Source organism: Novacetimonas sp. GS1 (assembly GCF_036686925.1).
Taxonomy (GTDB): Bacteria; Pseudomonadota; Alphaproteobacteria; order Acetobacterales; family Acetobacteraceae; genus Novacetimonas; species Novacetimonas hansenii.
In genome coordinates this window covers 2,421,110-2,445,776 of sequence record NZ_VSZP01000001.1, presented here as the reverse complement: position 1 = coordinate 2,445,776, position 24,667 = coordinate 2,421,110, and the positions used below count along the sequence as shown (strand labels likewise).

The following is a 24,667-nucleotide window of genomic DNA, read 5'->3' as shown; positions in this document are numbered from 1 at the left end:
CGTCCATGTCCGCATGGATGTAAGAATAAAGAAGCGGACCCAATATATGGCCAAAATCAAGGTAAAAAATCCCGTCGTTGAAATGGACGGGGATGAAATGACCCGCATCATCTGGCATTTCATCAAGGATCGGCTGATACTGCCTTATCTGGACATCGACCTGAAGTATTTCGACCTGGGGATTGTCCATCGTGACGAAACGGATGACCGGGTCACGGTTGAGGCTGCCGAGGCTGTCCGCAAATACGGCGTGGGTGTCAAATGCGCCACCATCACCCCGGACGAGGACCGGGTTAAGGAATTCGGCCTTAAGAAGATGTGGCGTTCGCCCAATGGCACGATCCGCAATATCCTTGATGGTACGATTTTCCGCGAACCCATCATCTGTGCCAATGTGCCGCGTCTGGTGCCGCACTGGACCAAGCCGATCGTCATCGGCCGCCATGCCTATGGCGATATCTATCGTGCGGCTGAAACCCGTATTCCGGGACCGGGCAAGGTCACGCTGCGTTACCAGCCCGCTGACGGCGGGGAGGAGCAGGTGCTTGACGTGCATGACTTCAAGGGGCCGGGCGTGGCGCTGGGTATGCATAATACCCGTGCATCCATCGAAGGGTTTGCCCGCGCCTCGCTCTCTTACGGACGCGACCGTCGGCTTCCGGTCTGCCTGTCCACCAAGAACACGATCCTCAAGGCCTATGACGGGATGTTCAAGGACGTGTTCCAGGAGGTTTATGACCGCGAATTCAAGGCGGAATTCGAAAAGCTGGGCCTGACCTACGAACATCGCCTGATTGACGACATGGTGGCCTGTGCCCTGAAATGGCAGGGTGGGTATGTCTGGGCATGCAAGAACTATGACGGTGACGTGGAGAGTGATATTGTGGCACAGGGCTTCGGCAGCCTTGGCCTGATGACTTCCGTGCTGCTTAACCCCACCGGTGATGTGGTGGAGGCCGAAGCCGCCCATGGCACAGTGACCCGTCACTTCCGTGAACACCAGAAGGGACGCCCCACCAGCACCAACCCCATCGCCTCCATCTTCGCATGGACGCGTGGGCTGGCCTATCGCGGGCGCTTTGACGATACCCCTGATGTCATTCACTTTGCCGAGGCGTTGGAACGTGTCTGCATTGAAACAGTGGAAGGTGGCGAGATGACCAAGGATCTCGCCCTACTGGTCGGAAACGGGACGAAATGGCTCGATACGCAGCCCTTCCTTGATGTCCTTGATGCACGCCTGCGCAAGAAACTGGGCTGACGCATATCTTCAGGGGGCCTTTATGCAGGCCCTTGCCATGGCTGATGTTTCAGGAACGCCGTCACCTCTTCCGGGTGGCGGCGTTCGTGATTATGCGCATGCTCATCCCATCAGAACCGGGAGGGGCCGGAGGAGCGGATCACTTCATGCGACACTGTTCGCAAGGGCGTGTTTGGGGAAGGTGCGGAAAAAGCGGTTTTACCCATTGATATTGAGAATTGTTCTCATATATGGTGATGCGGACTCGCGGCAATGAATGGGTGTTTCATGTTTGTTTGTTCGTGCAACATGCTGACGGATACAGATATAGATATCGCTGTAAGCAATGGGGCCACCCACCCGCGGGAGGTTTATGCGGCAAAAGGATGCAAGGCGCAGTGCGGGAACTGTGTTCCCGGGGTTCTGTGCCTGCTGCGCCGGGCATTGCGCCAGGCGGCACATGAACGGCAGGGAGCAGTGCTCAACCTGGCGGGGACTGGGGGTGGGTTTTCCGCTGGCATGACAGCCATGCCGCAGGAATTGCCCGGATAGGATATCGCCAGACAGGATACCGTCGGACAGGATATCGTCGGATAGAGGGGGGCATCGCCATGCACCAGCCACCCTCGCGGGGTGGCTGGCACAGGCGGTGGCTTATGCTTTCTGCGGCAGCTTACTCTTTTTCGGCTGAAGCGGAGTTGAGCTGGATATAGCGTTCAATTCCGATCATCTTGATCAGGTCGAACTGACGGTCGAGGAAGTCTTCGTGTTCTTCTTCATTGTCGAGGATCTTGAGGAACAGGTCGCGTGAGACGTAGTCGCGCACGCTTTCGCAATAGGCGATGGCTTCACGCAGGTCCGCGATCGCCTTTTCCTCCAGCTTCATGTCGCACTTCAGGATTTCCTCGACATTCTGGCCGATGAGAACCTGATTGTAACGCTGCACGTTGGGCAGGCCACCAAGGAACAGGATGCGTTCAATCAGCCAGTCGGCATGACGCATTTCCTCAATCGATTCCTCATATTCCTTTTTGCCCAGCAGGGTGACGCCCCAGTGGTTGAGGGTACGGGCATGCAGGAAATACTGGTTGATGGCCGTCAGTTCGTTGGTGAGCTGGATGTTGAGATGTTCAATGACCTTGGGATCGCGGATCATGCCTGTTGTCCTTGTCGTGTGGTGGAGTGATCATGAAGGAATGCCCGCGCGGGGCATGGCGTTTCATGACAGGGGCGGCGCCAAGCCTGTCGTCCCCCTCTTCCGGATAGGGCGTATCACCGATATCGCCCAAGGGGAAGGGTTTGCTCAAGTAGAAAGGTCCATGGCAGGCATGTGAATGCAAAATATTGAAATAAACATGCTGCAATGCAACACAACCCGGCGGATCATCTTTCATGTTGCCGATCATTTGCGATATATTCGCATTATTAATGTTTCATGATTGCCATGATGCGAAAATATCTATTGCTGAAACCTTTAAACTCGCATAATTTTTCCATCTGGCCCTACTAAAAACAACAATATGAAAAAATATGGTGCCGTGCCATTGCATTCCTTGCGCCAGAACAGGATGCAGGGCGTGATACCATCGCAAGTGGGAACGAGCAGACATGACGAAGTGGGTATACAGTTTCGGAAACGGCCTTAACGAGGGTCGCGCGGAGATGCGCAACCTCCTGGGCGGAAAAGGCGCGAATCTGGCGGAAATGGCGTCGATCGGCCTGCCGGTCCCGCCGGGCTTCACCATAACGACGGAAGTCTGCTCGGCGTTTTATGACAACGGGCGCAAATATCCTGACGACCTGCATGCCCAGGTCGGTGCGGCGATGCAGCGGATCGAGGAGGCCATGGGCCTGCGTTTTGGCGATGCCGACGCCCCGCTCCTTGTTTCCGTCCGGTCTGGCGCGCGGGTATCCATGCCGGGGATGATGGACACCGTACTCAATCTCGGCCTGAATGACACGACCGTGGAAGGGTTGGCCCGCTCTTCGGGCGATGAACGTTTTGCATGGGACAGCTATCGCCGTTTCGTGCAGATGTACGGTTCCGTCGTCATGGGCGTCGCCCATCACCATTTCGAGGACGTGCTCGACCAGTTCAAGCGGACGCTGGGTGTGGTGGATGATACCGCCATTTCCGCCACGCAATGGCGCGAAGTCGTGAAGGCGTATCACGAGATCATCAGCGAACATACCGGGCAGGAATTTCCCTCCGACCCGCAGGCGCAGTTGTGGGGCGCGATCGGGGCCGTGTTTGGTTCATGGATGAACCCGCGCGCCAATACCTATCGTAAGCTGCATGATATCCCGGCCTCATGGGGGACGGCGGTTAACGTGCAATCGATGGTATTTGGCAATATGGGCGATGACTGCGCAACCGGCGTATGTTTCACGCGCGATCCCTCCACCGGTGAAGACGTGTTCTATGGCGAATACCTCGTCAATGCGCAGGGCGAGGACGTGGTGGCCGGGATTCGCACCCCGCAACCGATGTCGCGCGCACGGGCGGAGGAAGGGCAGAATCCGATGGAAACGGTGCTGCCCGATGCCTATGCCGAATTGTTGCGGGTGCGCTCCTTGCTGGAGGGGCATTACCATGACATGCAGGACATCGAATTTACGGTGCAGCGCAACGTGCTGTATCTGCTACAGACACGCAATGGCAAGCGCACGGCGGCAGCGGCGCTGAAAATTGCCATCGACATGGCGCGTGAAGGGCTGATTTCCAAGGAAGACGCCATCTGCCGCGTGCCAGCGACGTCACTGGATCAGTTACTGCATCCCGCCCTTGATCCCAAGGCGGAGCGTGTGCAGCTTACCCGTGGGCTGCCTGCGTCGCCGGGTGCGGCCTCTGGCGCGGTCGTGTTCACGGCGGAGGAATGCGAGGCCCGCGCCGCCCGTGGCGAGGATGTCATTCTGGTGCGTGTCGAAACCTCGCCCGAGGACGTGCATGGCATGCACGCCGCGCGTGGTGTGCTGACGGCACGTGGTGGCATGACGTCGCACGCGGCCGTGGTTGCCCGTGGTATGGGGCGCGTATGTGTCGCCGGTGCCGGCAGCGTGCATATCGATTACACCACGATGGTCATGACGATCGACGGCCATTCCATCGCGGAAGGGGAATGGATCACGCTCGATGGCAGCACGGGGGCAGTCTATCTCGGGCGTGTCGCGACCATCCCCCCCATCCTGTCAGATGATTTCAACACGTTGATGGGCTGGGCCGATGCCACCCGGCGCCTTGGTGTGCGTGCAAATGCCGAAACTCCTGATGATGCGAAGACCGCGCGTCGTTTCGGGGCGGAAGGGATCGGGCTGGCCCGCACGGAACACATGTTCTTTGGCCCCGACCGCATCGGTCTTGTGCGCCAGATGATCATCGCGGATGACGAGGCCGTGCGGCAGCGTGCGATCAATGCACTTCTGACGTTCCAGCGCGATGATTTCGTCAGCATCTTCCGCATCATGGCCGGCCTGCCGGTAACGGTGCGCCTGCTTGATCCTCCCCTGCACGAGTTCTTGCCGCACGCGGAGGGGGAAATCGCGGAAGTGGCCACGGCTCTGGGCCGGACGGTTGAGGAAATCCGTGCCCGTTGTGCTTCCCTGGCTGAAGCGAACCCGATGCTGGGTCATCGCGGGTGCCGTCTGGGCCTGACGAACCCGGAGATCTATGCAATGCAGGTCCGTGCCCTCATAGAGGCCGCGTTGCAGGTTTCTGACGAGACGGGCAAGGGCATCGTGCCTGAAATCATGATCCCGCTGGTCGCGACCAAGGCGGAACTGGAGGTCGCGCGACGGGCGGCGGAGGCGGAAATCATCTCCGTGCTGCAAGAACGTGGCGCCTCCCTTGATTACCGTATCGGCACGATGATCGAACTGCCCCGTGCCGCGATCCAGGCAGGCGAAATCGCACATCATGCGGATTTCTTCTCCTTCGGCACCAATGATCTGACACAGACGACCTTTGGCCTGTCGCGTGATGATGCGGGTTCGTTCCTGCCGTTCTATGTCGATCATGGGCTGTTGCCCAAGGATCCGTTTGTGTCCATCGATCGTGATGGTGTGGGGGCCCTGGTGCGTATGGGTGTGGAGCGTGGGCGTGCCACGCATCCGGGCCTGAAGCTGGGGATCTGTGGCGAACATGGGGGAGACCCGGATTCGATCGCGTTCTTTGAGGCGGTCGGGCTGGATTATGTCTCGTGCTCGCCCTTCCGTGTGCCGGTGGCCCGTCTTGCCGCGGCGCAGGCGGCACTGGCCCATCGCAAGGAAAATGCGGCAGCGTAAAAGCGCGGAGGCAGGCGGTGCCGTCATTATGGCGGCGGCACCGCACTGTATAGAGGCATATGAATAGTCAGCCGATTGTCCTGCATCTGGTGTCGGAGGCTACGGGCCAGACACTCGAAGCGGTTGTGCGTGCCTGTGGTGCGCAGTTTCGGGATTCGTCCTTTATCCAGCGCAACTGGAATCTTGTCCGTTCCCAGATACAGGTCGGGCGTGTTCTGGCGGGGATCGCGGCGGAACCTGGCCCCGTCCTTTCCTCTCTTACGACGCCAAGCCTGCGAGAAGCCCTGCGGACGGGATGTCGCAGCATGGGCGTGCAGGTGGAAAATATCCTCGACAGTACTATATATTTTCTGGAACGCGAAACCGGGACACGTGCGGAACGCCATCCCGGCGGTCAGTATGTCATGGATGATGAATACCGACGGCGGATTGACGCGATGCAATATGTCATCGGTCATGATGACGGGCAGCGGGTCAAATCCCTCGAAGATGCGGATGTGGTACTGGTGGGGGTTTCGCGAACATCGAAAACCCCGACCTGTTTTTATCTTGCCAATCGTGGGGTGCGCGCGGCGAATGTTCCGCTGGTGCAGGGGGTGGCGCTTCCCGATGGATTGCTGGAATACAGGGGAACGGTGGTCGGACTGATGATCGACCCGCATACGCTGGTGGAAATCCGTAGGTCGCGTGTGGGGATGATGCTGCCGGGGCGTAAGTTCGCCCGACGCCGGGTGTCAGATGAATCCATGCGCCCATATGTTGACCCGACACGCGTACAGGAAGAATTGGTCTGGGCGCGGCGGTTATGTGCCCAGCATGGCTGGCCGGTCATTAACGTGACGCATCGTTCGGTGGAAGAAACCGCAGCGGCGATCATCGACATGATGTCGCATCCCCCGTTGCGCCGGATGACAAATCCCGTGGATGCAGAGCGCACAGGCGACATTCGCGGAAATTCCTGAAATCGCGCAGGGTATCTGCAATCATTCCTGATAATACAGGGATGTATACAGGCGTGTCGTTTTATTCGGGCGGCATTCCTGTTTTCAAAGATCGCGTATTTACAAAAGCATTTACGGGATTCGTCGATGTATCTTTTGAATGAAAGTAATCGACCAGTCGCATTATTTTATCACGAATATGTGATGATAAGAAGGGCATCCTCCCTGCGATCACGGGTGGCGCGGGTTACGGGCGTAAATGAAGAATTTGAAGTTATTTACTGAAACATAGATAAAACTAGTATCTTTTTTTTCTCTTTCGCACGCTTGGGACGGATGTTATGACGTCCATATGCGGATGACTTTACATACTGATTACGCCTTGCGGACATTATTTTATGTGGGACTGCATACAGACCGCAGGGTCTCGATACGCGAAGTCGCGAATGCATACGGCATTTCTGAAAATCACCTCGTCAAGGTCATACATAAACTTGGGCGTGGTGGCTTCATTCAGACGATGCGTGGACGCGGCGGCGGATTAACACTGGCACGTGCGGCGGATGAAATCCGAATTGGTGATGTTGTTCGCTATACCGAAGAAGATATGAACCTTGTCGCGTGTGAACCCACGACTGTTGATGGCCGTTCCTGCGTTCTGGCGCGACATTGCCGCCTGCGTGGATTACTGGGTCAGGCAATCGACGCGTTCATGATGGTGCTGGACGGGGCCACGCTGGGCAGTTTGCTGACCGATGAGGACTGCGTCGTTCTGCGGCAGATTTTCGCCATTACACAGGTTGTGGATACAGAAAAACCTGATCATATGGCGCAATAGTATTTTATGGCATGTATTTTATTAATGATAATATAAAAAATCATAAATATGAAAATTTCAGAGCATATTTTATAAATAAAATATATGAATGTGTTTTTTTAAATTTTGATATCAATAACCGTCAGAAGTCGTTTAAAAATTTACAGAAGTCACATCAATGTATAATAAAGAATATTAGAGATTTTTTTTGTTATTCACCTACTGGGATCATAAAAATTTCTTGAGAGTATTTTTCAAATATATTGGGAAATACTCTACTTATTAAAAATAATGGTAAATAATAAAAACCCATCACCTGTCGATGGGGTGATTCCAAATCATTTCTTAAATTCAACGTGATTTCAGGTGATTTTTCTAACGTCATACCCACGGCGGCCATGTTCTTGCGATTTGCATAATAGCCCATGGGCAGGCTTTGTGTTATCGGTCGTGTTTCCTTAATGTTCTGGGGGGGGCGGAACATGGCGCAACGGGCAGGCAGCGCGGATATGCCGCTGCATGGGGGACGGGTGCCCCAATGGCTGGGACAGCGTATGGCCCGTCTTGGCGGTATTATCGCGCAGGCCATCATCCATCATTACGGACGTGATGAATTCCTTCGGCGCCTTGCCCATCCCTTCTGGTTTCAGTCCTTTGGCGCGGTCATCGGCATGGACTGGCATTCCTCTGGCATTACGACAAGTGTGATTGGTGCGCTCAAGCGGGGGCTGGCTCCAGTATCGCATGAACTTGGGCTGCATGTCTGTGGCGGCAGGGGGCGGCATTCGCGCCGTACGCCCGATGAACTGTTGCTGGTGGGCGAACGGACCGGCGGGGATGCCGCTGCGTGGGTACGGGCCAGCCGGCTGGTTGCAAAGGTGGACAGCGCGGCTGTGCAGGACGGGTTTGACCTGTATCTGCATGGCTTCATCGTTACGGATGATGGAAACTGGACCGTCGTGCAGCAGGGTATGAACGGCACGCACCGCCTTGCACGGCGTTATCACTGGCTGTCAGAAGGATTACGCAGTTTCGTGGAGGCGCCGCATGCTGCCATAGAAGGACGGCGGCAGGGACAGATCGTCAATCTGACGGATCATCGCGCCGCGTCTTCGCGTTTGGGGCAACTCGAACTGCTTGGCAATCTGGGGCCGGATCGCATTGTGGACGAAGTCGCGCGTCTGCGTGGGACGGCAACGCCGGGCAGCATGGATATGCCATTCCTGCCTCATCTGCTGATGCCCGCTCATCATGACGTGCGACCGGCCGATGTTGTCCTGCGTCGCCTGCATGGCGCGCTGGCCGCGGCGGCACAATGCGGACCACAGGATTTTGCCGAACTGCTGTTGGTGCCCGGTGTCGGCGCACGCACCGTGCTGTCACTGGCGCAGGTGGCGGAGGTTGTGCATGGCGCGCCCTGCCGTTTTTCGGACCCGGCACGCTTTTCCCTTGCCCATGGGGGGAAAGATCGCGAACCCTATCCTGTGCCGGTTGCAGTTTATGACCGCACGATTTCGGTCATGAAAGCGGCGGTCGCTGCGGCAAAGCTGGGGAATGAAGAGCGTCTTGACGCCATCCGCCGCCTTGACCGGCAGGCCCGGCGCCTTGAACGTCATGCTACCGGCCCGTCGCTGCCGCAATTCATCGCGGGTGAACGTCATCGCTCCCACGCATATGGCGGGCGTTCCGTTTTCGGCCATGAGCCCCCACCGACATTGGGGATGGAGTGCGGAGGATGAACGCCCCTGTCACCGCACGTCGGTGCGCATGGGTGGGCAACAATGCGTTGCTGGCCACCTATCATGACGAGGAATGGGGACAGCCCGTACATGATGGACGCGCCCTGTGGGAGGGGCTGATGCTGGAGGGATTCCAGGCGGGCCTGTCGTGGGTCACGGTCCTGAAACGGCGTGAGGGTTTCCGCCGTGCCTTTGCCGGTTTTGATCCCGTACGTGTCGCGGCGTTCGATGAAGGCGACATCGCCCGCCTGATGGCTGATCCGGGCATCATTCGCGCACGGCGCAAGATCGAGGCCACGATTGGCAATGCCCGTGCCCTGTTGCGCATGCACGAACAGGGCGAGGATTTTGCGACATTCGCATGGAGCATGACGCCTGACGGCCCTGTCCATAACCGTACAGGACAGGTACAGGCGCAATCCCCCCTGTCCCAGGCGATGTCGGCAGCCCTGCGCGCGCGCGGGTTCCGTTTTGTCGGACCGGTTATCGTCTATGCCTGGATGCAGGCGATGGGGATGATCGTGGATCATGACCCCGGATGCATCCATTATCCAGACATGGCGCCGCCCGAATACGCGGCCCGAAGGAATTCGCGCGCCCGGGGATAGTCATCGGACCACTGGATCGGGCCATTGCGGTCAAGGAAAGCGGGGATATCCACGATGATCTGCTCGGCTTGCTCCATGCAGGCAAGGGCCTCCATCCGTCGTGGCGACAGGGTGGTCAGGGCTTGCCCCGCGCCAGACCTGGTGCAGATATTGTGCAAGGTGCGTGCGGTTGCCAATGGATCGCGCGTCAGCGTTTCGAAAGCCCCCAATGCCGCAAGTAATTGCTGACGTTCAGGCAGCGATATATCGGCACGATCCGCCAGCCGATGCAGGCGTTCCACCAGTCGTCCCAGTGAAATTGCCGCAAGTGCCGCATCGACGTAAAGGTTCGTTACCTCCGCAGGGGCGCAGAATGACAGCCGCATGGCAAGGCGTGCGACTTTTTGCAGTTGCAGGTGTTCCCAGACGATCCACTGCCCCTGAAAGGAAGCCCGTGCAAGTGCGAGGCTGCGGACACTGCGGGAAAGTGACGCCACCAGCCGTGCCCCGTCCAGCCGATGGTTTGGTGGGAGGATGACGCGGAACGACAGGACCAGCATACAGCACCCCATCAGGATCGCCACCCATTCGTTCATGAGTGGGATGTCATTGTAATGGATCGGGTTATTGACCTGCAGCATGATTGTGGAAAACACGGAATACCCGAATGCGGCGATCCCCAGACGGGGATTGAACTGCAACCATATGCCCGGCAGCAGGAACAGGCCAAGGCTGAGGCATAACAGGGGATAGCCATCAATCCGGGGCAGTATGAACAGGTGGCACAGCAACCCCGCCGGCACGCCAAGTGCGGTCCCACTGGCCAGAAGCCCTGATGCCCGTGATGCGGATGGTGCGGTGGACAGCAGGCTGGAGGCTGCGACGACATACAGCATCATCATCGGCCCCCCCGTCCAGTGCAGGACATACCATGCAAGGCCAGCCAGCAGGGTTGTCAGTGCGCCTCGTGCGCCATTGCGCAGGGCTGTTGGCCACTCCATATAAGGTCGCAGGCGCAGGCTGCGGTCATTGCCCCCGCGATGGGCAAGGTCGCACAGCGCATGTTCCAGTCGCGACAGAAGATCACGCGCATCATCAAGGAAAAGCAGTTGCCGGGGGGAAGGGCTGTGTTCCGCCTGTTCCAGCAGGGCTTCGCGCGTGTTGGCGATATGCCGGCAGGCAGGCGGGCACCCTTCGGACAGGGGTACATTCTCCATCGTCTGAAGCAACGTGCGCATCAGTTCCGCGATCCGCCCGTCGGCCGGGGGGGCGTCCTGTGACGCCGATACGGGAACGGCCCCCAAGGCAATGACGGCATGGGGATGATATGACGCAACAATGCCCGACAGGCGTGCAAGCCCTGCGCGGATTTCGCGGTGGCGGACGCTGATGTCGTAATTGTCCGTTGCGGCATATTCCACCGCATCGGACAGGCTGGCGATCCGCGCGAGCATGCCTGCGCGCTGTGCATGGAATGCGCCATCCGTCGTGGTGCTCGCCCCCCCGTCATGGCGTGACAGGACATAACGGATGGTATCGCAGAACACGGTGCGGATCTGTTCCAGCAGCGGGTCGGAGCGACGGGGGGAGGTAACCAGAAAGACCGCCGCCGTGGTCACGATGCCAACCACCACGGCGGACAGGCGTGACAGCGCGCTGAGGAAGATGCCATCGGGATCGCCAAAGGCGGGGGCCGCGATGATGACGATGGTATATCCCGTCAACACGGCGGCATAGGCGCGGAAAAGCCGCAGGAAAGTGGCCGCCATGCATGCCAGCCCCACCGTGACTGACAATCCCATGATGTAAAGGATGGGCGACTGTACAAAGGTTGCCATCAGCGCGACGCTGATGATCGCGCCCAGGACCGTCCCGATCATGCGCCAGATGCTTTTGGATACCAGCGCGCCAACCGTCGGGTTGGCGACAATCATGACGGTGGTGACGGAACTCATCGGGGACTGCAACTGGAAACTGAAGGCCAGAAACAGTGCGATGCTCATGGACACCAGTACGCGTGCGCTGAATGCCGCCGTGGCCATGAAGGATCGCCATTGCCCATCGTTGCGAAAGATGTCGTACAGGCGTGACAGGTATTTTACCAACGCGCGCCCCCATGCCGGATGCGGCAAGGGCGACCGGGAAATAGGGGGGGCGCGATGGACCGGGACATAAAGGAAGGGGACATGGACAGTCATCCGCTGGGAAGAGCCACATTAGTTTCATAACAATGATTGCCATGTCAATGTTATGTGTGCATTGGAAATGCCTGCGCCGGGCGTGCGGGGATGCCGTGCAGAATTCCGGCACCCCGGCCACCTTCCTTCATGATATCGAAGGCCCACCACGACAGATACGTTGGAGCATCATGTCAGTACGTTCCCCCATGCCCGATCTCGAAGGAAGCGGTTTTCAGGACATGCGCATAACGTTCCTGATGATGCGCCTGTCCAATACGTGGCGCCTTGTGCTTGATCGTGCCATCCGCCCCGAGGGGATGAGCATGGCGATGATGCGTCCACTGGCCTATCTGATGATGATGCCCGATGGTGTATCGCAGCGTGACCTGGCGCAGGCGATGAATACCGACAGTTCCGCGCTGGTGCGCGTGCTTGACCTGCTGGAGAAGGAAGGACTGGTCGAACGCCGTCCCGATCCGGTGGACCGGCGCGTCAAGAGCCTGTTCCTGACCCCTGGTGGCAAGCACAGATGCGCGCGCCTGCATGAAATCTGTGCCGAATTGGAGGGGCGCCTGCTGTGTGACATTCCCACCGACATGATGGGGCAGACGGTGCACGCGCTTTCGCGGATCTTGCGTTACGCGGAAATGCTGTCGCAGGAGGAGAACGAGCCCACATCCTGCACCAGTCTGCCGCGGGGTAAGCCATCGGAAAGGGGGGGCTGATGCCCGTGTTGTCATCTGCGGCAGGGATGATATTTCCCCATGGATCATCGCGGAACACGTTAAGGGCCCGGTTGTGGGATCGCCTGTGGGCGTTAATCGATTTGAATATGTAATCGGCTGTTGCCCGATCCCTGTTATACACTGTAATGGCCGTTATAACGTTGTTGCCCGTACTGGTGGTGTCAGGGCAGGTCGCGCGTAAAAGATTGATGGGAGCAGGATATTTGTCGCGTCTTTGCACGAAGAATCCGCGCGTATGCACCGGTGTGTGCGCGTGAATACCCGTGACCTGCTGATTGGTGCCGGGCTTGCCATCATGATTGCTGGTGGCGGGGCGGCGTGGTTCTATATCGCGCATCGCGATGTACTCCCGATGGGCATTGCGCGGGCGAACGGGCGGCTGGAACTTGCCCGTATCGACATCGCGGCGAAATATCCCGGTCGTGTCACCGAACTTGCGTTTTCCGAAGGAGATGATGTCACCGCGGGGCAGGTCCTCGCGCGTGAGGACGATGCAGAGGCCCGGGCGCAGCTTGCTGCGGCAAACGCGCAGGTACTCCAGGCGCATGAGATGATGCAGCGCGCGCAGGCCGAACGCATCGCACAGCAGGCAGCAACCCATCTGGCACAGCTTGAACTTGACCATGTGCATGTAATGGCGCGCCAGCACCTTGTCTCTGATATGGAGGTGCAGCAGCGGCAGGCGGAGTACGACGCCCATGATGCGGCGTTACAGGCGGCAGGCCATGCAGTGGCGGCGGCAGACGCGGCCATGCAGGCCGCGCAGGCACAGGCCGATCGCGCCGGGACGGTCGTTGGTGACATGGTCCTGCATGCCCCGGTATCCGGGCGCATTGAATATCGCATCGTGGAAAAAGGAGCCGTGGTGCCCGGTGGGGGCCGTATTGGCGCCATGCTGGACCCGTCTGACATGTATCTTACGGTTTTTTACCCGGCAGGGGTCGCAGGGGGGCTGCATGTGGGCGACCAGGCGCGCATCGTGCTTGATGCGCTGCACCGGCAGGTCATCCCCGCCAGGGTTTCCTTTGTTGCACCCGAAGCGCAGTTTACACCGAAATATGTTGAAACGACGACTGAACGTGAAAAGCTGGTCTATCGCGTGAAACTTCAGGTCTCGCCGGAAACGGCACGGCAATATGGGACGATGCTGAAATCCGGCATGACGGGTGATGGCTATGTCCGTGCCGATCCCACCATACGGTGGCCCGACAGCCTGTTTCTTGCCAATGCGAAGTGACCATGGGCGCGGGCACGCAACATGACACGGGAATTGTCATCAGGGGGCTGTCGCATCGCTATGGCGCGGTAAAGGCGCTCGATGACATCTCGCTCTCCCTTCCGGCGGGCACGACCATTGGCCTTGTGGGACCAGATGGGGTGGGCAAATCCACCTTGCTGGGCCTGATCGCGGGGGTTCGCCGCATGCAGGCGGGGCGGATCGAGGTGCTGGGTACCGACATGGCCGGGCGTGCGCAGCGCGAAGCCTTTTTGCCGCGTGTCGCATTCATGCCGCAAGGGTTGGGTCGCAACCTGTACCCGACCCTGTCGGTATGGGAAAATGTTGATTTCTTTGCCCGTCTGTTCGGCCTTGCAGCGCAGGAGCGCGAGGAGCGCATCACCCGCCTGCTGGAGGCGACGGGTCTTGCCCCGTTTCCCGACCGTCCGGCAGGTCATCTGTCGGGGGGCATGAAGCAGAAGGTCAGCCTGTGCTGTGCGCTGGTGCATGACCCGGACCTGCTGATCCTGGACGAGCCCACGACCGGTGTGGACCCGCTGTCGCGCCAGCAGTTCTGGACGCTGGTGAACCAGTTGCGTGGCGAACGTCCCACCATGACGGTCCTGGTCTCCACCGCGTATATGGAGGAGGCGGAGCATTTCGCCTATCTCGTCGCGATGGATGCGGGGCACGTGCTGATTGCGGACCAGACGGCCAACGTGCTGGCGCGAACGCACACCACATCGCTGGAGGCGGCGTATATTTCCCTCCTGCCTGCGGAAAAACGCGCCAATGCCACCGGTTTTTCCATCCCGCCCTATCATGATCCCGGCACGGCCCCCGCCATCATGGCGCAGAACCTGACCAAGCGGTTCGGTGATTTTGTCGCAGTGGATAATGTCAGCTTCCGCATCGGGCGGGGGGAGATATTCGGCTTCCTCGGCTCCAATGGCTGTGGCAAGTCCACGACCATGAAGATGCTGACCGGCCTGCTTGACGCCAGTAGCGGGACGGCGGAACTGTTCGGTCGTGCCATCACACCTGGCGATATGTCCACGCGCATGCGCATTGGTTACATGTCGCAGTCATTTTCGCTGTATGAGGAACTGAGCGTCCGGCAGAACCTGCGGCTTCAGGCGCGGCTTTATCGGATCCCTGCGCGCGATGCGACGCGGCGTGTGACGCAGGCATTGTCGGATTTCGAACTTGATGGCGTGGCCGATGTCCGTCCATCCGCCCTGCCGTTGGGTATTCGCCAGCGCCTTCAGCTTGCTGCGGCGTGTATCAATAATCCTGAAATCCTGATCCTTGACGAACCGACCTCCGGCGTGGACCCGGCGGCGCGTGACATGTTCTGGCGGCATCTGATCAAACTGTCACGGCAGGATCATGTCACGATCTTCGTTTCCACACACTTCATGAACGAGGCTGCACGCTGCGACCGGATTTCGCTGATGCATCGTGGCCGTGTGCTGGCGGTGGGCACCCCTGCGGAACTGGTCCACAGGCGCGGGGCAACAGATCTGGAGGCGGCGTTCATTGCCTACCTCAAGGAAGCGGAGGCCGAACCTGCCGGGACACCTGCGGCCGTCGCGCCGTCGCATCACGGGCATGCGTGGAAATGGCGGGGATGGCGTGGCGGGACGTGGCTGCCACGTGCATGGGCCTTTGCCCGGCGCGAGGCGGTGGAACTGCTGCGGGACCGTATGCGCCTGACCTTTGCCATCATCGGTCCGGTCGTGCTGCTGCTGATTGCCGCGTCGAGCATTTCCTTCGACGTTAATGGCGTATCCTTTACCGTGTGCGATCATGACCGTACCAGCATCAGCCATGACCTGATCGACAGTTTCCGTGGGTCGCCTTATTTCGTCGAAGCCGCACCATCCGAAGATCCGGCACGGATGGACCGTGCCCTGCATGACGGGCGTGCACAGCTGGGGCTGGATATCCCGCCCGGCTTTGCACGGGATATGGAGGCGGGGCGCCGTCCTGCCATTGGTGTGGTCATCGACGGTGCGGTGCCGTTCCTTGCGGCTGATGTGCGGGCCTATGTCGAAGGGGTGCTGGCGCAGTACGCGATGACGCTGGGGCGTGAACTGCCGCAGGCGGTGCGCGTGCCCGTCGTGCTGGAACCACGCTTTATCTATAATCAGGAATTCCGCAGTATCTATGCCATGACACCGGGGATGGTCATGCTGGCGCTGATCCTTATTCCCACGATGCTGACCGCACTTGGGGTCGTGCGGGAAAAGGAAATCGGCTCCATCGTCAATCTCTATGCCTCGCCCGCCACAGTGGGGCAGTATCTGGTGGGCAAACAGGCCCCGTATGTTGCGCTGGCGACATGCAGTTATGTCGTGCTGGTGGTGCTGTCGGTTCTTGTGCTGGGTGTCCCGCTTAAGGGATCGTTCATCGCACTTAGTATCGGGGCCCTTTTGTTCATACTTGGCGCCACAGGACTGGGGATGCTGATCTCCACCTTTGTCAATTCGCAGGTTGCGGCCATTTTTGGCACGGCCATCATCTGCCTGATCCCGGCGGTGAATTTCTCTGGCATGTTATATCCATCCTCCACCCTGACGGGGCTGAGCCGCCTTGTCGGGTTCGGGTTTCCGGCCGCATGGTTTCAGTTGATCAGCCTTGGCAGCTTTACCAAGGGCATGGGCGTTTTTGCCTTTATGCGGATGTATGCGGCGCTGGCGGGATTTGCCGCGTTCTACATGCTTGGCGCGCGCCTGCTGCTGAAGAAGCAGGAAGCATAGCCCCCGATGGGACGCTGGATCATCAATGTCGGCCTGCTGTGCGGCAAGGAGTTCCGCAGCCTGTTCAATGATGTCATCCTGCTCGGGCTGATTGTCTTTGCCTTTACGGCCGGGGTGTTGCTGGTGGCGAACGGGGTGCGTACCGATGTCTCCAACGCCACCATCGCCTTTGTGGATGAGGACCATTCCGCCCTGTCGCGTCGTCTGCATGATGCGGTGCTGTCACCTTATTTCAAGCCACCAGCCCTGATCGCGCGGGAGGATGCGTCGCGTCTGATGGACCGGGGCGATTATATCTTCGTCGTCGATATCCCCCCCCGGTTCGAGGCTGATGTGCTGGCGGGGCGCGCGCCTGCGGTGCAGATTCTGGTGGACGCCACGGCGATGACGCAGGCGGGGCTTGGCACGACGTATCTTGACGGAATTTTCATGGGAGAGGTCGAATCCGTCCTGCATTCGGCCCATCTGTCCGATGTCATCCCGTTTCGGGCTGAAAGCCGCATCCGCTTTAACCCCAACGGGGAATCGCAGTGGTTCACATCCGTGATGCAGATCGTGACGAACATTACCATCCTGTCGATCATTCTGGTGGGGGCGGCGGTCATCCGTGAGCGTGAGCATGGCACGATCGAACATCTTCTGGTCATGCCTGTTTCCGCCAGCGAGATTGCGATTTCCAAGATCGCGACCAACGGGTTCGTGATCTTTGTCGCCACCATGCTGTCATTATGGCTGGTGGTGCATGTATGGCTTGGCGTGCCGCTGGCGGGATCGGTTCCGCTGTTTGCAGGATGCGCGCTGATCTATCTGTTCTCGGTGACGTCGCTTGGGATCATGTTGGCGACAGTGGCGCCGACGATGCCGCAGTTCGGGCTGCTGGCGGTGCCGGTCTATGCCGTGGCCTATCTTTTGTCGGGGGCGGCGACGCCGGTGGAAAACATGCCCACCGTGATCCGCATGATCGTGCGGTTCCTGCCCACGACACAGTTCGTGAACCTGTCGCAGGCCATTCTTTATCGCGGCGCGGGGCTGGGGACGATTGCTGTCCCATTGCTGACGATCGTGGTGACGGGGGTGGTCTTCCTGTTCTGTGCGCTCATGCGCTTCCGCTCCATGCTGGCAAGGCAGGGATAATGAAAAAGAGACTTTCGCGTAACATCAGCCTTGTGGCCGGGCTTGTGGTTACGGCGATGGCCGGTGGATGTTCGCCGTTCCATACCGCCGTGCCCTTATCGCGTGTGACACCCCCGTCGCATTTCGTGCAGGCCCCGGCCGGAACCGACCCGGCGACGGACCTTACGACATGGTGGCGATCATGGAATGACCCGGCCCTGACCCGGATGGTGGAGGCGGCACTTGCCGCAAATCCAGACATCCGTATTGCCCGTGACAATGTACTGCAGGCGCGTGCGGCGCATGTGATCGCGCGTTCGGCGCTGTATCCCACGGTCGGGGCGACAGGGAACATTGGCGGTGGCGGGATGAGCTGGCGCAATCCTGCCGCCCTGTCACAGATGTCCGACGGCGACCCGGCCAATGATGGCCATCTGGCAGGGATCGGGGCATCGTGGGAACCGGACCTGTTCGGTGGTCGCCATGCCGACAGCCGGGCCGCACGTGCGTTGATGTTGGGACAGCAGGCTGCATATCATGGCATGCAGATGCTGGTTGCGGCGGATGTGGCGGAAAACTATCTCCGGGCGCAGGGGATACAGCGTCAGATCGACCTGCTTGATCGCAGTCTTGGTATATTGCAACGCCTGCGCACCTATACTCAGGCGCGTTTTGCGGCGGGGCAGGCGGTTTCGGCCGACATGCGCGCCGTGGATGAAAAACTGTCGCTTCAGCAGGCGCAACGTCCGTTGTTGGTGGCGGAATATGACCTGCATCGGCGCAGGCTTGCGATCCTGTCAGGCCAGGCGCCTGAAAGTGCGCCCTCACTGCCGTCGCCAGGCGCGTTCTTTGTGCCAGCCGCCCCCGTGGGGGAGATGCCCGACAGCGTGCTGGCCCGACGTCCCGATGTGCTGGCACGACGTGACGAGGTGGACGCGGCGCTGCAACGGCTCAAAAGCGCCAAGACAGACCTGTTGCCCCGTTTCGGGCTGGAATTTTTCGGGGGGGACGGGCGATTGCGCTTTGACGGTATTCCCGGGCTTTCGGGTACCGGTGGCCTGATCGCGCTGACGACTTACCTGCCGATCTTTACTGCCGGGCGGGTGCATGCACGCATCCATGCCGCCCATGCCCGCCTGGATGCCGCCGTGGCCGGGTATGACCGCACCGTCCTCAATGCTCTGGCAGAAGTCGAAGATGCGTATGAGGCCCGCACCAGTGCCGATGCCCGTGGCCATGACCTTGCCATTGCCGTGTCACAGGCGGGAAGTAACGTGCGCGATGTGACAGGCCTGTATGAAGGGGGGCAGCGCATGATGCAGGACATCCTGCGTGCCCGCCTTGATGAACTTGATGCGCGTGAACAGGTTCTGCGTAATGAGGAGATGCAGACATTGGCGAGCATCCATCTGGCGCGGGCGCTGGGTGGGGGCTGGGCACACGATGTCGGCGACGCCGCGCCTTTATCGTCGCAAGGGCATGCCCGGCCACATGGGTAATGCGCGCCAGTCAGGGGAGGATGCTGGCGGATGCCGGTTTCACTGGCCTTCCTGACCGTCGGGGCCTCCATCGCCATGGCGGTGGTCCTGATCCAGCGATGCAGGCTGCATCCGTTCATCGCCCTGTTCGTGACGTCGCTGTTCCTTGGCCTGTGCGCCGGCATGTCGCCCACGCATGTGATCGCTGCCTTTGAAAATGGGGCGGGGCAGGTTCTGGGGCAGGTCGCGTCGGTCATCGCGCTTGGTGCGATGTTGGGAAAGATGCTGGAGGTTTCAGGTGGAGCGGACCAGATTGCACTGACGGTCGTGCGTCTGTCGGGGCGGCGGCACATGGCATGGGCCATGATGGTGATCGGGCTGCTGGTCGGGATTTCTGTCTTCTTTACGGTCGGTTTTGTCGTTCTTGTCCCCCTGGCGATGTCGGTTGCGCGGCGGACCGGGTTGCCGATGCTGCGCGTGGCGCTGCCGATGACGGCAGCCCTGTCGGTGGTGCAGGGGCTGGTCCCGCCGCATCCCGGGGCAATGTTCGCGCTTGCGGCCTATCATGCGGATATCGGTCATCTGATCATGCTGGGTATTGCACTAAGCATTCCCATCGCCATCATATCCGGCCCGCTTTATGCAGCATTCATCGTTCCACGTCTGGCGGCCAACCCACATGATGCGGTTGCGGTCGCACCATCGCCCGCCCGGCGGTCCATGCCATCGTTTGCTGTCACGCTGCTGACGATGGTGGCGCCTGTCGCGCTGATGATGGGGGGATCCGTCGCGCGATTGGCCTGCGCACCGGGCAGTATATCGGGCACGGTCCTGCGTTTCGCCGGAGATGCCAATGTGGGGTTGGTGCTTTCGGTTATCCTGTCTTTCTATACCCTTGGCCTGCGGCAGGGGATGTCACGGCAGGAGATACTGCGGCTGAGTAATGACAGCCTTGGGCCACTGGCGTCATTGTTTCTGATGATTGGTGCAGGCGGCGGGTTCGGTCAGGAACTGATGGATAGCAGCCTGTCCACCACCATCACGACGGCTGCGATCGGGATGCATATTCCCGTCCTGCTGCTGGCGTGGCTGATGGCGGCGGCTCTGCGCCTTGCGGTGGGGTCGGCTACGGTTGCAATGGGGACCACCGCGGGTGTCGTCGGGCCGATGCTGTTGCATGGGCAGGGCGTGTCGCCAGAACTGATGGTCATCGTCACCGGCGCGGGGGCGGTGATGTTCGGACCATTGAATGATTCGGGCTTCTGGCAGGTCAAGGAGGCACTGGGCCTGAGCGTGCCGCAAACAATTGCCACGTGGTCGGTGATTGAAACGCTGATCGGGGTGAGCGGGCTGGTCCTGTGTGGCGTACTGTCGTGGGTCGGGCTGGGATAGGGGGGCTTTTTTTGAAACAGGTGGTGTTCCTGGCCTCTGGACGCCCTTGGATACAGATTTACCCGAATGCCTGTGCTATTGCCGCGATTGCTGGTTCAGGGAACCGGCGGCCGGACCTGGCCTGCCGGTTCCCGAAGGTTTCAGCGTCCGTACCGTACGAGGCCCAGATCCTCGAACGGGATTTCCGGCATGCGCCCGGACATGATATCCGCCAGCACACGGCCCGACCCGCAGGCCATGGTCCAGCCCAGCGTCCCATGGCCGGTATTGAGGAACAGGTTATCATAACGCGTGCGACCGATGATGGGCGTGCCATCGGGCGTCATGGGGCGCAGGCCCGTCCAGAATGTGGCATCCGACAGGTTGTTGCCACCGGGGAACAGGTCCGTCAGGGAATGTTCCAGCGTTTCGCGCCGGGGTTTGCGCAGGCGTGTGCTGAACCCGGCCAGTTCGGCTGTCCCGCCCACACGGGTCCGGTTGCCAAGGCGGGTGATCCCGATCTTGAACGTTTCATCCATCACCGTGGAAACCGGCGCGCGCGCCTCGTTAATGATCGGGGTGGTGATGGAGTAGCCCTTGACGGGATAGATCGGCAGGTCCAGTCCCAGCGCGCGCACCATCGCGGGCGAATAACTGCCCAGTGACAGGACATAGGAATCCGCGCTCAGCAGGCCGCGGCTGGTCTGTACACCGGTGATTTTCCCGCCCTCGTTATGCAGGGCACGGATTTTCGTATCATACAGGAACGTCACCCCGGCCTTTTGCGCCATGGCGGCAAGGTTCTGCGTGAATTTGAACGCGTCTCCCGTTTCATCCCCCGGCAGGCGCAAGCCCCCGACGATCTTGTCGCGTGCGCTGACCAGTCCAGGTTCCGCCGCGATACATCCGGCGGCGTCAAGCACTTCATACCCTACGTTATACTGTTCCAGCACACGGATATCGCCTGCGGCGGCATCCACCTGTTTTTGCGTGCGGAAAACCTGCAACGTACCCTGCTGGCGATCGTCATAGGTGATGCCGGTGCTTGAACGCAGGTCGCGCATGACATCGCGGCTATATTCCGCAAGGCGCACCATCCGCCCCTTGTTACGATCATAGGCGGCGGTCGTGCAGTTTTCGAGCATCTGCACCATCCACGACCACAGGTGCGGGTCCGGCATTGGCCAGAACACGAACGGGCGATATTTCATCAGCAGCCACTTGACGGATTTCAGCGGCACGCCCGGCCCAGCCCATGGGGCGGAATAACCGGGGGAGACCTGTCCCGCATTGGCGAAACTGGTTTCCAGACCGGCGGCGGGCTGACGGTCCACGACCGTCACCTCATGCCCCGCCTGCGCCAGATACCACGCCGATGTAACGCCGACGACACCGCTGCCCAGAACGATGATTTTCATTGCGCTTGTGCTTTCGTGCAAAGGTAGGATTAAGGAAAAATATCAGCCCCCGGCCACATAGGCCCGGTGATAGCGATGGCCGAGCGATGTCAGGATCTCATAACCGATCGTGCCTGCGGCACGTGCTGCCGCATCGACATCATAATGCGGCCCAAGCAGGTCCACTGCCATGTCCGGACCCAGTTGCCCCACCGGGACGTCGGTGATGTCGATGGTGATCGAATCCATGGAAATACGGCCCAGGATCGGCAGGCGCGTCGCCCCGAACCATGCGGCGCCATGGTGTGCGCCCTGCCGCAGGCAGCCATCGGCATAGCCCGCCCCGATTGTTGCGATCCGGCGCGGGCCGGATGCACGATAGGTCAGGCCATATCCCACACCGTCACCGGCCACGATGTCACGGACCTGCAGGATACGTGCGCTAAGCCGGACGACCGGGCGCAGGGGATTGGCGGTGGCCTCGTTCGGGGCGATACCATACAGTGCCGCACCGGGACGGACCATGTCGAAATGATAGTCTGGACCAAGGAAAATGCCCGAGGACGCCGAAAGCGCCAGCGGGGCGGCAGGTAGCATGGCCGCCATTTCCAACAGGCGCGCGCGTTGTTGCGCGTTGGCCGGATTTTGCGGTGTATCCGCACAGGCAAGGTGGCTGATGACCAGATCCGGACGGATCCCCGCCAGCAGGCCGGCATCATCGGCGATGGCGCGTACATCCGCCATCGACAGGCCAAAACGCGACATGCCTGTATCAAGCTGTATGACGGCAGGCAGCACCCTGTCCAGACGCCGCGCCAGCGCACGCCAGCCCGCGACCTGCCCGGCGGAGTTGAGGACAGGCGTCAGGTCGTGTGCGGTGAATTCCTCTTCCGTATCCGGCAGGGGGCCATGCAGGACGAAAATCCGCGTCGCGGGAGTGACATGACGACGCAGGGCGATCCCTTCTTCAAGGTGCGCGACATAGAAATGATCCGCGCCCGCGCGCTGCAATGCCGGGGCCACCTGCGCCAGGCCCAGCCCGTAGGCATCGGCCTTGACCACGGCGGCGCAGATCGTGGTGGGGCTGACCCTGTCGCGCACAAGGCGGTAATTGGCCGCAATTGCATCAAGGTCGATCCGCAGGGTCGCGCCAGCACGATGACGTGGCCAGTGCGAGGAAGCTGTGGTGGAAGGGGAAGGCGACACGGGCACGGATTCCGGCACAGTGGAAGGCATGAAAAATCCTATGCCGGATCAAAACGAAATGTCCTGCCATTCAATGGCAGAATATGCCAAGATATCGTCATGTTACGCACATAAATGCGAAGAATGGCGGAATATTGTATCATGATCGTGGACCGTGTGAATGATTCCATCCTGCGTCATCTCTCCCATGATGGACGGATGACGAACGCGGACCTTGCGCAGAAGGTCGGGCTGTCGCCCTCGGCATGCCTGCGGCGGGTCAAATTATTGGAAAAGCAGGGCATCATCTGCGGTTATCGTGCCATGATCGACGAACGTTCGGTCCATGGCATGACCACCGTGATCGTGCATATCACACTGGAACGCCAGACCGATGAATGTCAGCGCCGGTTCGAGGCAAGGGTGCGCGATTGTCCTGATGTGCGCGAATGCTACCTGATGACCGGGGATGCGGACTATCTCCTGCGGGTGGAGGTGCGTGACACCGCCGATTATGAACGTATCCATAAAGAGGAGCTGTCACGCATGCCCGGCGTTGCCCGTATCCAGAGCAATTTCGCCATTCGCACTGTCATTCGCAAACCATCATGAAAAAACGTCGGGCCGGATGACAGGAATGTCACCCGGCCAGATATGTTCCTGATATGTCAGGGTATCAGGGGATATGCAGGATGTCTTCGTGGTCGGTGACCTGTCCCGCTGTTGCCTGTTGTGCCGTGGTGGCAGCGTAACGGGGAATGAACGGACGCACCAGGAACTGATAGGCACCAGCCCCGATCACCCCGCCACACAGGGGGCCGACGATCGGGACCCACCAGAAATTGTCTGGTCCCGGCAGGGCGGAATATTTCCACCCGCTGAGGAAACAGAACAGGCGCGGCCCGAAATCACGGGCGGGGTTGATGGCCCATCCCTCCAGATAGCCCGCGCAGGCGCCGATGGATGCGACAAGCAATCCGATGATCAGCGCGCTGGAGTTTGCTTGCGGGGCCTGCGTGTTATATTCGCACGTCACGGCAAAGATGCCGAACAGCAGCAGTGCCGTCAGGATGACTTCATCCGCGAATGCGTGCATGGGGGTTACGAATTCCCCCGGATGGGTAAAGAATACACCTGCCGCCCCGCCATCAATCGCACGATCAAGGTGATGTGCCAGATTGTAATGGTCGATGACCGGTTGATACAGCGTATAGACAAGAATCGCCCCGATCAGGCCCCCCATGACCTGCGCCACGCAGTAGGGAAGCACTTTTTTCCATGGAAAGCCGCGATACAGCGCAAGAGAGATGGAAACCGCCGGATTGGCGTGGGTGCCTGATACGCTGCCGGTGATATAGATGGCAATGGTAACGCCAAGCCCCCAGACGATACAGACCCCCCAATATGACAGTTTATAGGGGCTGGGGTCATATAACGTGTACATGGCGGCAACGGAATCGCCGATCAGGACGATAATCATGACGGCGAGACATTCGGAGATCAGTTCCCCGAAGAATTGTCGGTTTGTGAACATCGGACCTACTTTGTTCTTTTATTATTCGGTCAATGGGAAACGGTCGGCATGGACCGCTGTCACGTGATCTTTGTGATCTA

21 protein-coding genes are annotated in these 24,667 nt (G+C 59.7%); 14 read left to right on the top strand and 7 right to left on the bottom strand.

What is annotated here, in order from left to right:
* Positions 1–46: 46 nt before the first annotated feature.
* Positions 47–1,261 (top strand): NADP-dependent isocitrate dehydrogenase, encoded by a 1,215-nt coding sequence (locus tag FYB92_RS10830; RefSeq protein WP_332828632.1) that lies wholly within the window; start codon positions 47–49, stop codon positions 1,259–1,261.
* 267 nt (positions 1,262–1,528) lie between these two features.
* A complete protein-coding gene (locus FYB92_RS10825) occupies positions 1,529–1,792 on the top strand; it encodes a bacterioferritin-associated ferredoxin (RefSeq protein WP_003619405.1) in 264 nt (87 codons plus the stop codon).
* Between the two features lie 121 nt (positions 1,793–1,913).
* Here the strand turns inward: FYB92_RS10825 and bfr are convergent, their stop codons facing one another.
* Together bfr and FYB92_RS10815 are read right to left on the bottom strand one after the other, a co-directional pair.
* Positions 1,914–2,396 (bottom strand): bacterioferritin, encoded by a 483-nt coding sequence (gene bfr, locus FYB92_RS10820; protein ID WP_003619408.1) that lies wholly within the window; start codon positions 2,394–2,396, stop codon positions 1,914–1,916.
* Positions 2,371–2,634, bottom strand: a complete 264-nt coding sequence (locus FYB92_RS10815) for a hypothetical protein (protein ID WP_141312747.1) — start codon at positions 2,632–2,634, stop codon at positions 2,371–2,373. The genes bfr and FYB92_RS10815 overlap by 26 nt, the downstream gene beginning before the upstream one ends.
* Positions 2,635–2,848: 214 nt before the next feature.
* On the opposite strand from FYB92_RS10815, the gene ppdK reads away from it, so the two are divergent.
* The 3 genes from ppdK to FYB92_RS10800 all read left to right on the top strand — a co-directional run bounded on the left by ppdK (position 2,849) and on the right by FYB92_RS10800 (position 7,300).
* On the top strand, positions 2,849–5,521 hold the full coding sequence (gene ppdK / locus FYB92_RS10810) for a pyruvate, phosphate dikinase (RefSeq protein ID WP_048859212.1): 2,673 nt from the start codon (positions 2,849–2,851) through the stop codon (positions 5,519–5,521).
* Positions 5,522–5,580: 59 nt separating this feature from the next.
* The gene (locus FYB92_RS10805) at positions 5,581–6,483 is read left to right on the top strand and encodes a pyruvate, water dikinase regulatory protein (protein ID WP_075595376.1); all 903 of its coding nucleotides are present in this window, start codon (positions 5,581–5,583) and stop codon (positions 6,481–6,483) included.
* A gap of 331 nt (positions 6,484–6,814) precedes the next feature.
* Entirely contained in the window at positions 6,815–7,300 is a 486-nt protein-coding gene (locus FYB92_RS10800; RefSeq protein ID WP_247067802.1) for an Rrf2 family transcriptional regulator, read from the top strand.
* A 190-nt stretch (positions 7,301–7,490) separates the two neighbouring features.
* Here the strand turns inward: FYB92_RS10800 and FYB92_RS10795 are convergent, their stop codons facing one another.
* Positions 7,491–7,763, bottom strand: a complete 273-nt coding sequence (locus FYB92_RS10795) for a hypothetical protein (protein ID WP_332828631.1) — start codon at positions 7,761–7,763, stop codon at positions 7,491–7,493.
* On the opposite strand from FYB92_RS10795, the gene FYB92_RS10790 reads away from it, so the two are divergent.
* Entirely contained in the window at positions 7,762–9,018 is a 1,257-nt protein-coding gene (locus FYB92_RS10790) for a DUF763 domain-containing protein (protein ID WP_332828630.1), read from the top strand. The two genes, FYB92_RS10795 and FYB92_RS10790, sit on opposite strands and share 2 nt — an antisense overlap.
* Complete coding sequence (locus FYB92_RS10785) at positions 9,015–9,626, top strand: DNA-3-methyladenine glycosylase I (RefSeq protein ID WP_075595377.1); 612 nt, start codon at positions 9,015–9,017, stop codon at positions 9,624–9,626. Before FYB92_RS10790 ends, FYB92_RS10785 begins: the two co-directional genes overlap by 4 nt.
* Here the strand turns inward: FYB92_RS10785 and FYB92_RS10780 are convergent.
* The gene (locus FYB92_RS10780; protein ID WP_117129666.1) at positions 9,566–11,803 is read right to left on the bottom strand and encodes an FUSC family protein; all 2,238 of its coding nucleotides are present in this window, start codon (positions 11,801–11,803) and stop codon (positions 9,566–9,568) included. The genes FYB92_RS10785 and FYB92_RS10780 overlap by 61 nt on opposite strands.
* Before the next feature lie 170 nt (positions 11,804–11,973).
* Between FYB92_RS10780 and FYB92_RS10775 the strand changes: the two genes are divergently transcribed.
* The 6 genes from FYB92_RS10775 (at position 11,974) to FYB92_RS10750 (ending at position 20,492) form a co-directional block, all read left to right on the top strand.
* On the top strand, positions 11,974–12,510 hold the full coding sequence (locus FYB92_RS10775) for a MarR family winged helix-turn-helix transcriptional regulator (RefSeq protein ID WP_048859213.1): 537 nt from the start codon (positions 11,974–11,976) through the stop codon (positions 12,508–12,510).
* A 274-nt stretch (positions 12,511–12,784) separates the two neighbouring features.
* On the top strand, positions 12,785–13,768 hold the full coding sequence (locus FYB92_RS10770) for an HlyD family efflux transporter periplasmic adaptor subunit (protein ID WP_332828629.1): 984 nt from the start codon (positions 12,785–12,787) through the stop codon (positions 13,766–13,768).
* 2 nt (positions 13,769–13,770) lie between these two features.
* Positions 13,771–16,509 carry a ribosome-associated ATPase/putative transporter RbbA gene (gene rbbA / locus FYB92_RS10765; protein ID WP_332828628.1) on the top strand — a complete coding sequence of 913 codons (2,739 nt, stop codon included), beginning with the start codon at positions 13,771–13,773 and terminating at the stop codon, positions 16,507–16,509.
* A gap of 6 nt (positions 16,510–16,515) precedes the next feature.
* Positions 16,516–17,643, top strand: a complete 1,128-nt coding sequence (locus tag FYB92_RS10760; protein WP_332828627.1) for an ABC transporter permease — start codon at positions 16,516–16,518, stop codon at positions 17,641–17,643.
* Positions 17,643–19,121: a TolC family protein gene (locus FYB92_RS10755; RefSeq protein WP_075631906.1), complete on the top strand. Its 1,479-nt coding sequence runs from the start codon at positions 17,643–17,645 to the stop codon at positions 19,119–19,121. Before FYB92_RS10760 ends, FYB92_RS10755 begins: the two co-directional genes overlap by 1 nt.
* A gap of 30 nt (positions 19,122–19,151) precedes the next feature.
* Positions 19,152–20,492 (top strand): gluconate:H+ symporter, encoded by a 1,341-nt coding sequence (locus FYB92_RS10750; RefSeq protein ID WP_062809209.1) that lies wholly within the window; start codon positions 19,152–19,154, stop codon positions 20,490–20,492.
* Between the two features lie 140 nt (positions 20,493–20,632).
* On the opposite strand, the gene FYB92_RS10745 is transcribed toward FYB92_RS10750, so the two are convergent.
* Both FYB92_RS10745 and alr read right to left on the bottom strand, forming a co-directional pair.
* Positions 20,633–21,889, bottom strand: coding sequence for a D-amino acid dehydrogenase (locus tag FYB92_RS10745; RefSeq protein WP_003619441.1), 1,257 nt, complete (start codon positions 21,887–21,889; stop codon positions 20,633–20,635).
* Between the two features lie 42 nt (positions 21,890–21,931).
* Positions 21,932–23,104, bottom strand: a complete 1,173-nt coding sequence (gene alr, locus FYB92_RS10740; protein WP_231105590.1) for an alanine racemase — start codon at positions 23,102–23,104, stop codon at positions 21,932–21,934.
* 111 nt (positions 23,105–23,215) lie between these two features.
* On the opposite strand from alr, the gene FYB92_RS10735 reads away from it, so the two are divergent.
* Positions 23,216–23,665, top strand: a complete 450-nt coding sequence (locus tag FYB92_RS10735; RefSeq protein ID WP_040511870.1) for an Lrp/AsnC family transcriptional regulator — start codon at positions 23,216–23,218, stop codon at positions 23,663–23,665.
* A gap of 64 nt (positions 23,666–23,729) precedes the next feature.
* Here FYB92_RS10735 and FYB92_RS10730 read toward each other — a convergent pair whose 3' ends face one another.
* On the bottom strand, positions 23,730–24,587 hold the full coding sequence (locus FYB92_RS10730) for an MIP/aquaporin family protein (protein WP_075595381.1): 858 nt from the start codon (positions 24,585–24,587) through the stop codon (positions 23,730–23,732).
* Positions 24,588–24,667: the final 80 nt, after the last annotated feature.

Coding starts and splice junctions, on each gene's coding strand:
- FYB92_RS10795 (WP_332828631.1), bottom strand. CDS start 7,763: ATGTTCCGCCCCCCCCAGAACATTAAGGAAACACGACCGATAACACAA.
- FYB92_RS10730 (WP_075595381.1), bottom strand. CDS start 24,587: ATGTTCACAAACCGACAATTCTTCGGGGAACTGATCTCCGAATGTCTC.
- FYB92_RS10755 (WP_075631906.1), top strand. CDS start 17,643: ATGAAAAAGAGACTTTCGCGTAACATCAGCCTTGTGGCCGGGCTTGTG.
- FYB92_RS10825 (WP_003619405.1), top strand. CDS start 1,529: ATGTTTGTTTGTTCGTGCAACATGCTGACGGATACAGATATAGATATC.
- FYB92_RS10745 (WP_003619441.1), bottom strand. CDS start 21,889: ATGAAAATCATCGTTCTGGGCAGCGGTGTCGTCGGCGTTACATCGGCG.
- FYB92_RS10800 (WP_247067802.1), top strand. CDS start 6,815: ATGCGGATGACTTTACATACTGATTACGCCTTGCGGACATTATTTTAT.
- FYB92_RS10785 (WP_075595377.1), top strand. CDS start 9,015: ATGAACGCCCCTGTCACCGCACGTCGGTGCGCATGGGTGGGCAACAAT.
- bfr (WP_003619408.1), bottom strand. CDS start 2,396: ATGATCCGCGATCCCAAGGTCATTGAACATCTCAACATCCAGCTCACC.
- alr (WP_231105590.1), bottom strand. CDS start 23,104: ATGCCTTCCACTGTGCCGGAATCCGTGCCCGTGTCGCCTTCCCCTTCC.
- FYB92_RS10790 (WP_332828630.1), top strand. CDS start 7,762: ATGGCGCAACGGGCAGGCAGCGCGGATATGCCGCTGCATGGGGGACGG.
- FYB92_RS10735 (WP_040511870.1), top strand. CDS start 23,216: ATGATCGTGGACCGTGTGAATGATTCCATCCTGCGTCATCTCTCCCAT.
- ppdK (WP_048859212.1), top strand. CDS start 2,849: ATGACGAAGTGGGTATACAGTTTCGGAAACGGCCTTAACGAGGGTCGC.
- rbbA (WP_332828628.1), top strand. CDS start 13,771: ATGGGCGCGGGCACGCAACATGACACGGGAATTGTCATCAGGGGGCTG.
- FYB92_RS10805 (WP_075595376.1), top strand. CDS start 5,581: ATGAATAGTCAGCCGATTGTCCTGCATCTGGTGTCGGAGGCTACGGGC.
- FYB92_RS10830 (WP_332828632.1), top strand. CDS start 47: ATGGCCAAAATCAAGGTAAAAAATCCCGTCGTTGAAATGGACGGGGAT.
- FYB92_RS10775 (WP_048859213.1), top strand. CDS start 11,974: ATGTCAGTACGTTCCCCCATGCCCGATCTCGAAGGAAGCGGTTTTCAG.
- FYB92_RS10780 (WP_117129666.1), bottom strand. CDS start 11,803: ATGACTGTCCATGTCCCCTTCCTTTATGTCCCGGTCCATCGCGCCCCC.
- FYB92_RS10750 (WP_062809209.1), top strand. CDS start 19,152: ATGCCGGTTTCACTGGCCTTCCTGACCGTCGGGGCCTCCATCGCCATG.
- FYB92_RS10760 (WP_332828627.1), top strand. CDS start 16,516: ATGGGACGCTGGATCATCAATGTCGGCCTGCTGTGCGGCAAGGAGTTC.
- FYB92_RS10815 (WP_141312747.1), bottom strand. CDS start 2,634: ATGAAAGATGATCCGCCGGGTTGTGTTGCATTGCAGCATGTTTATTTC.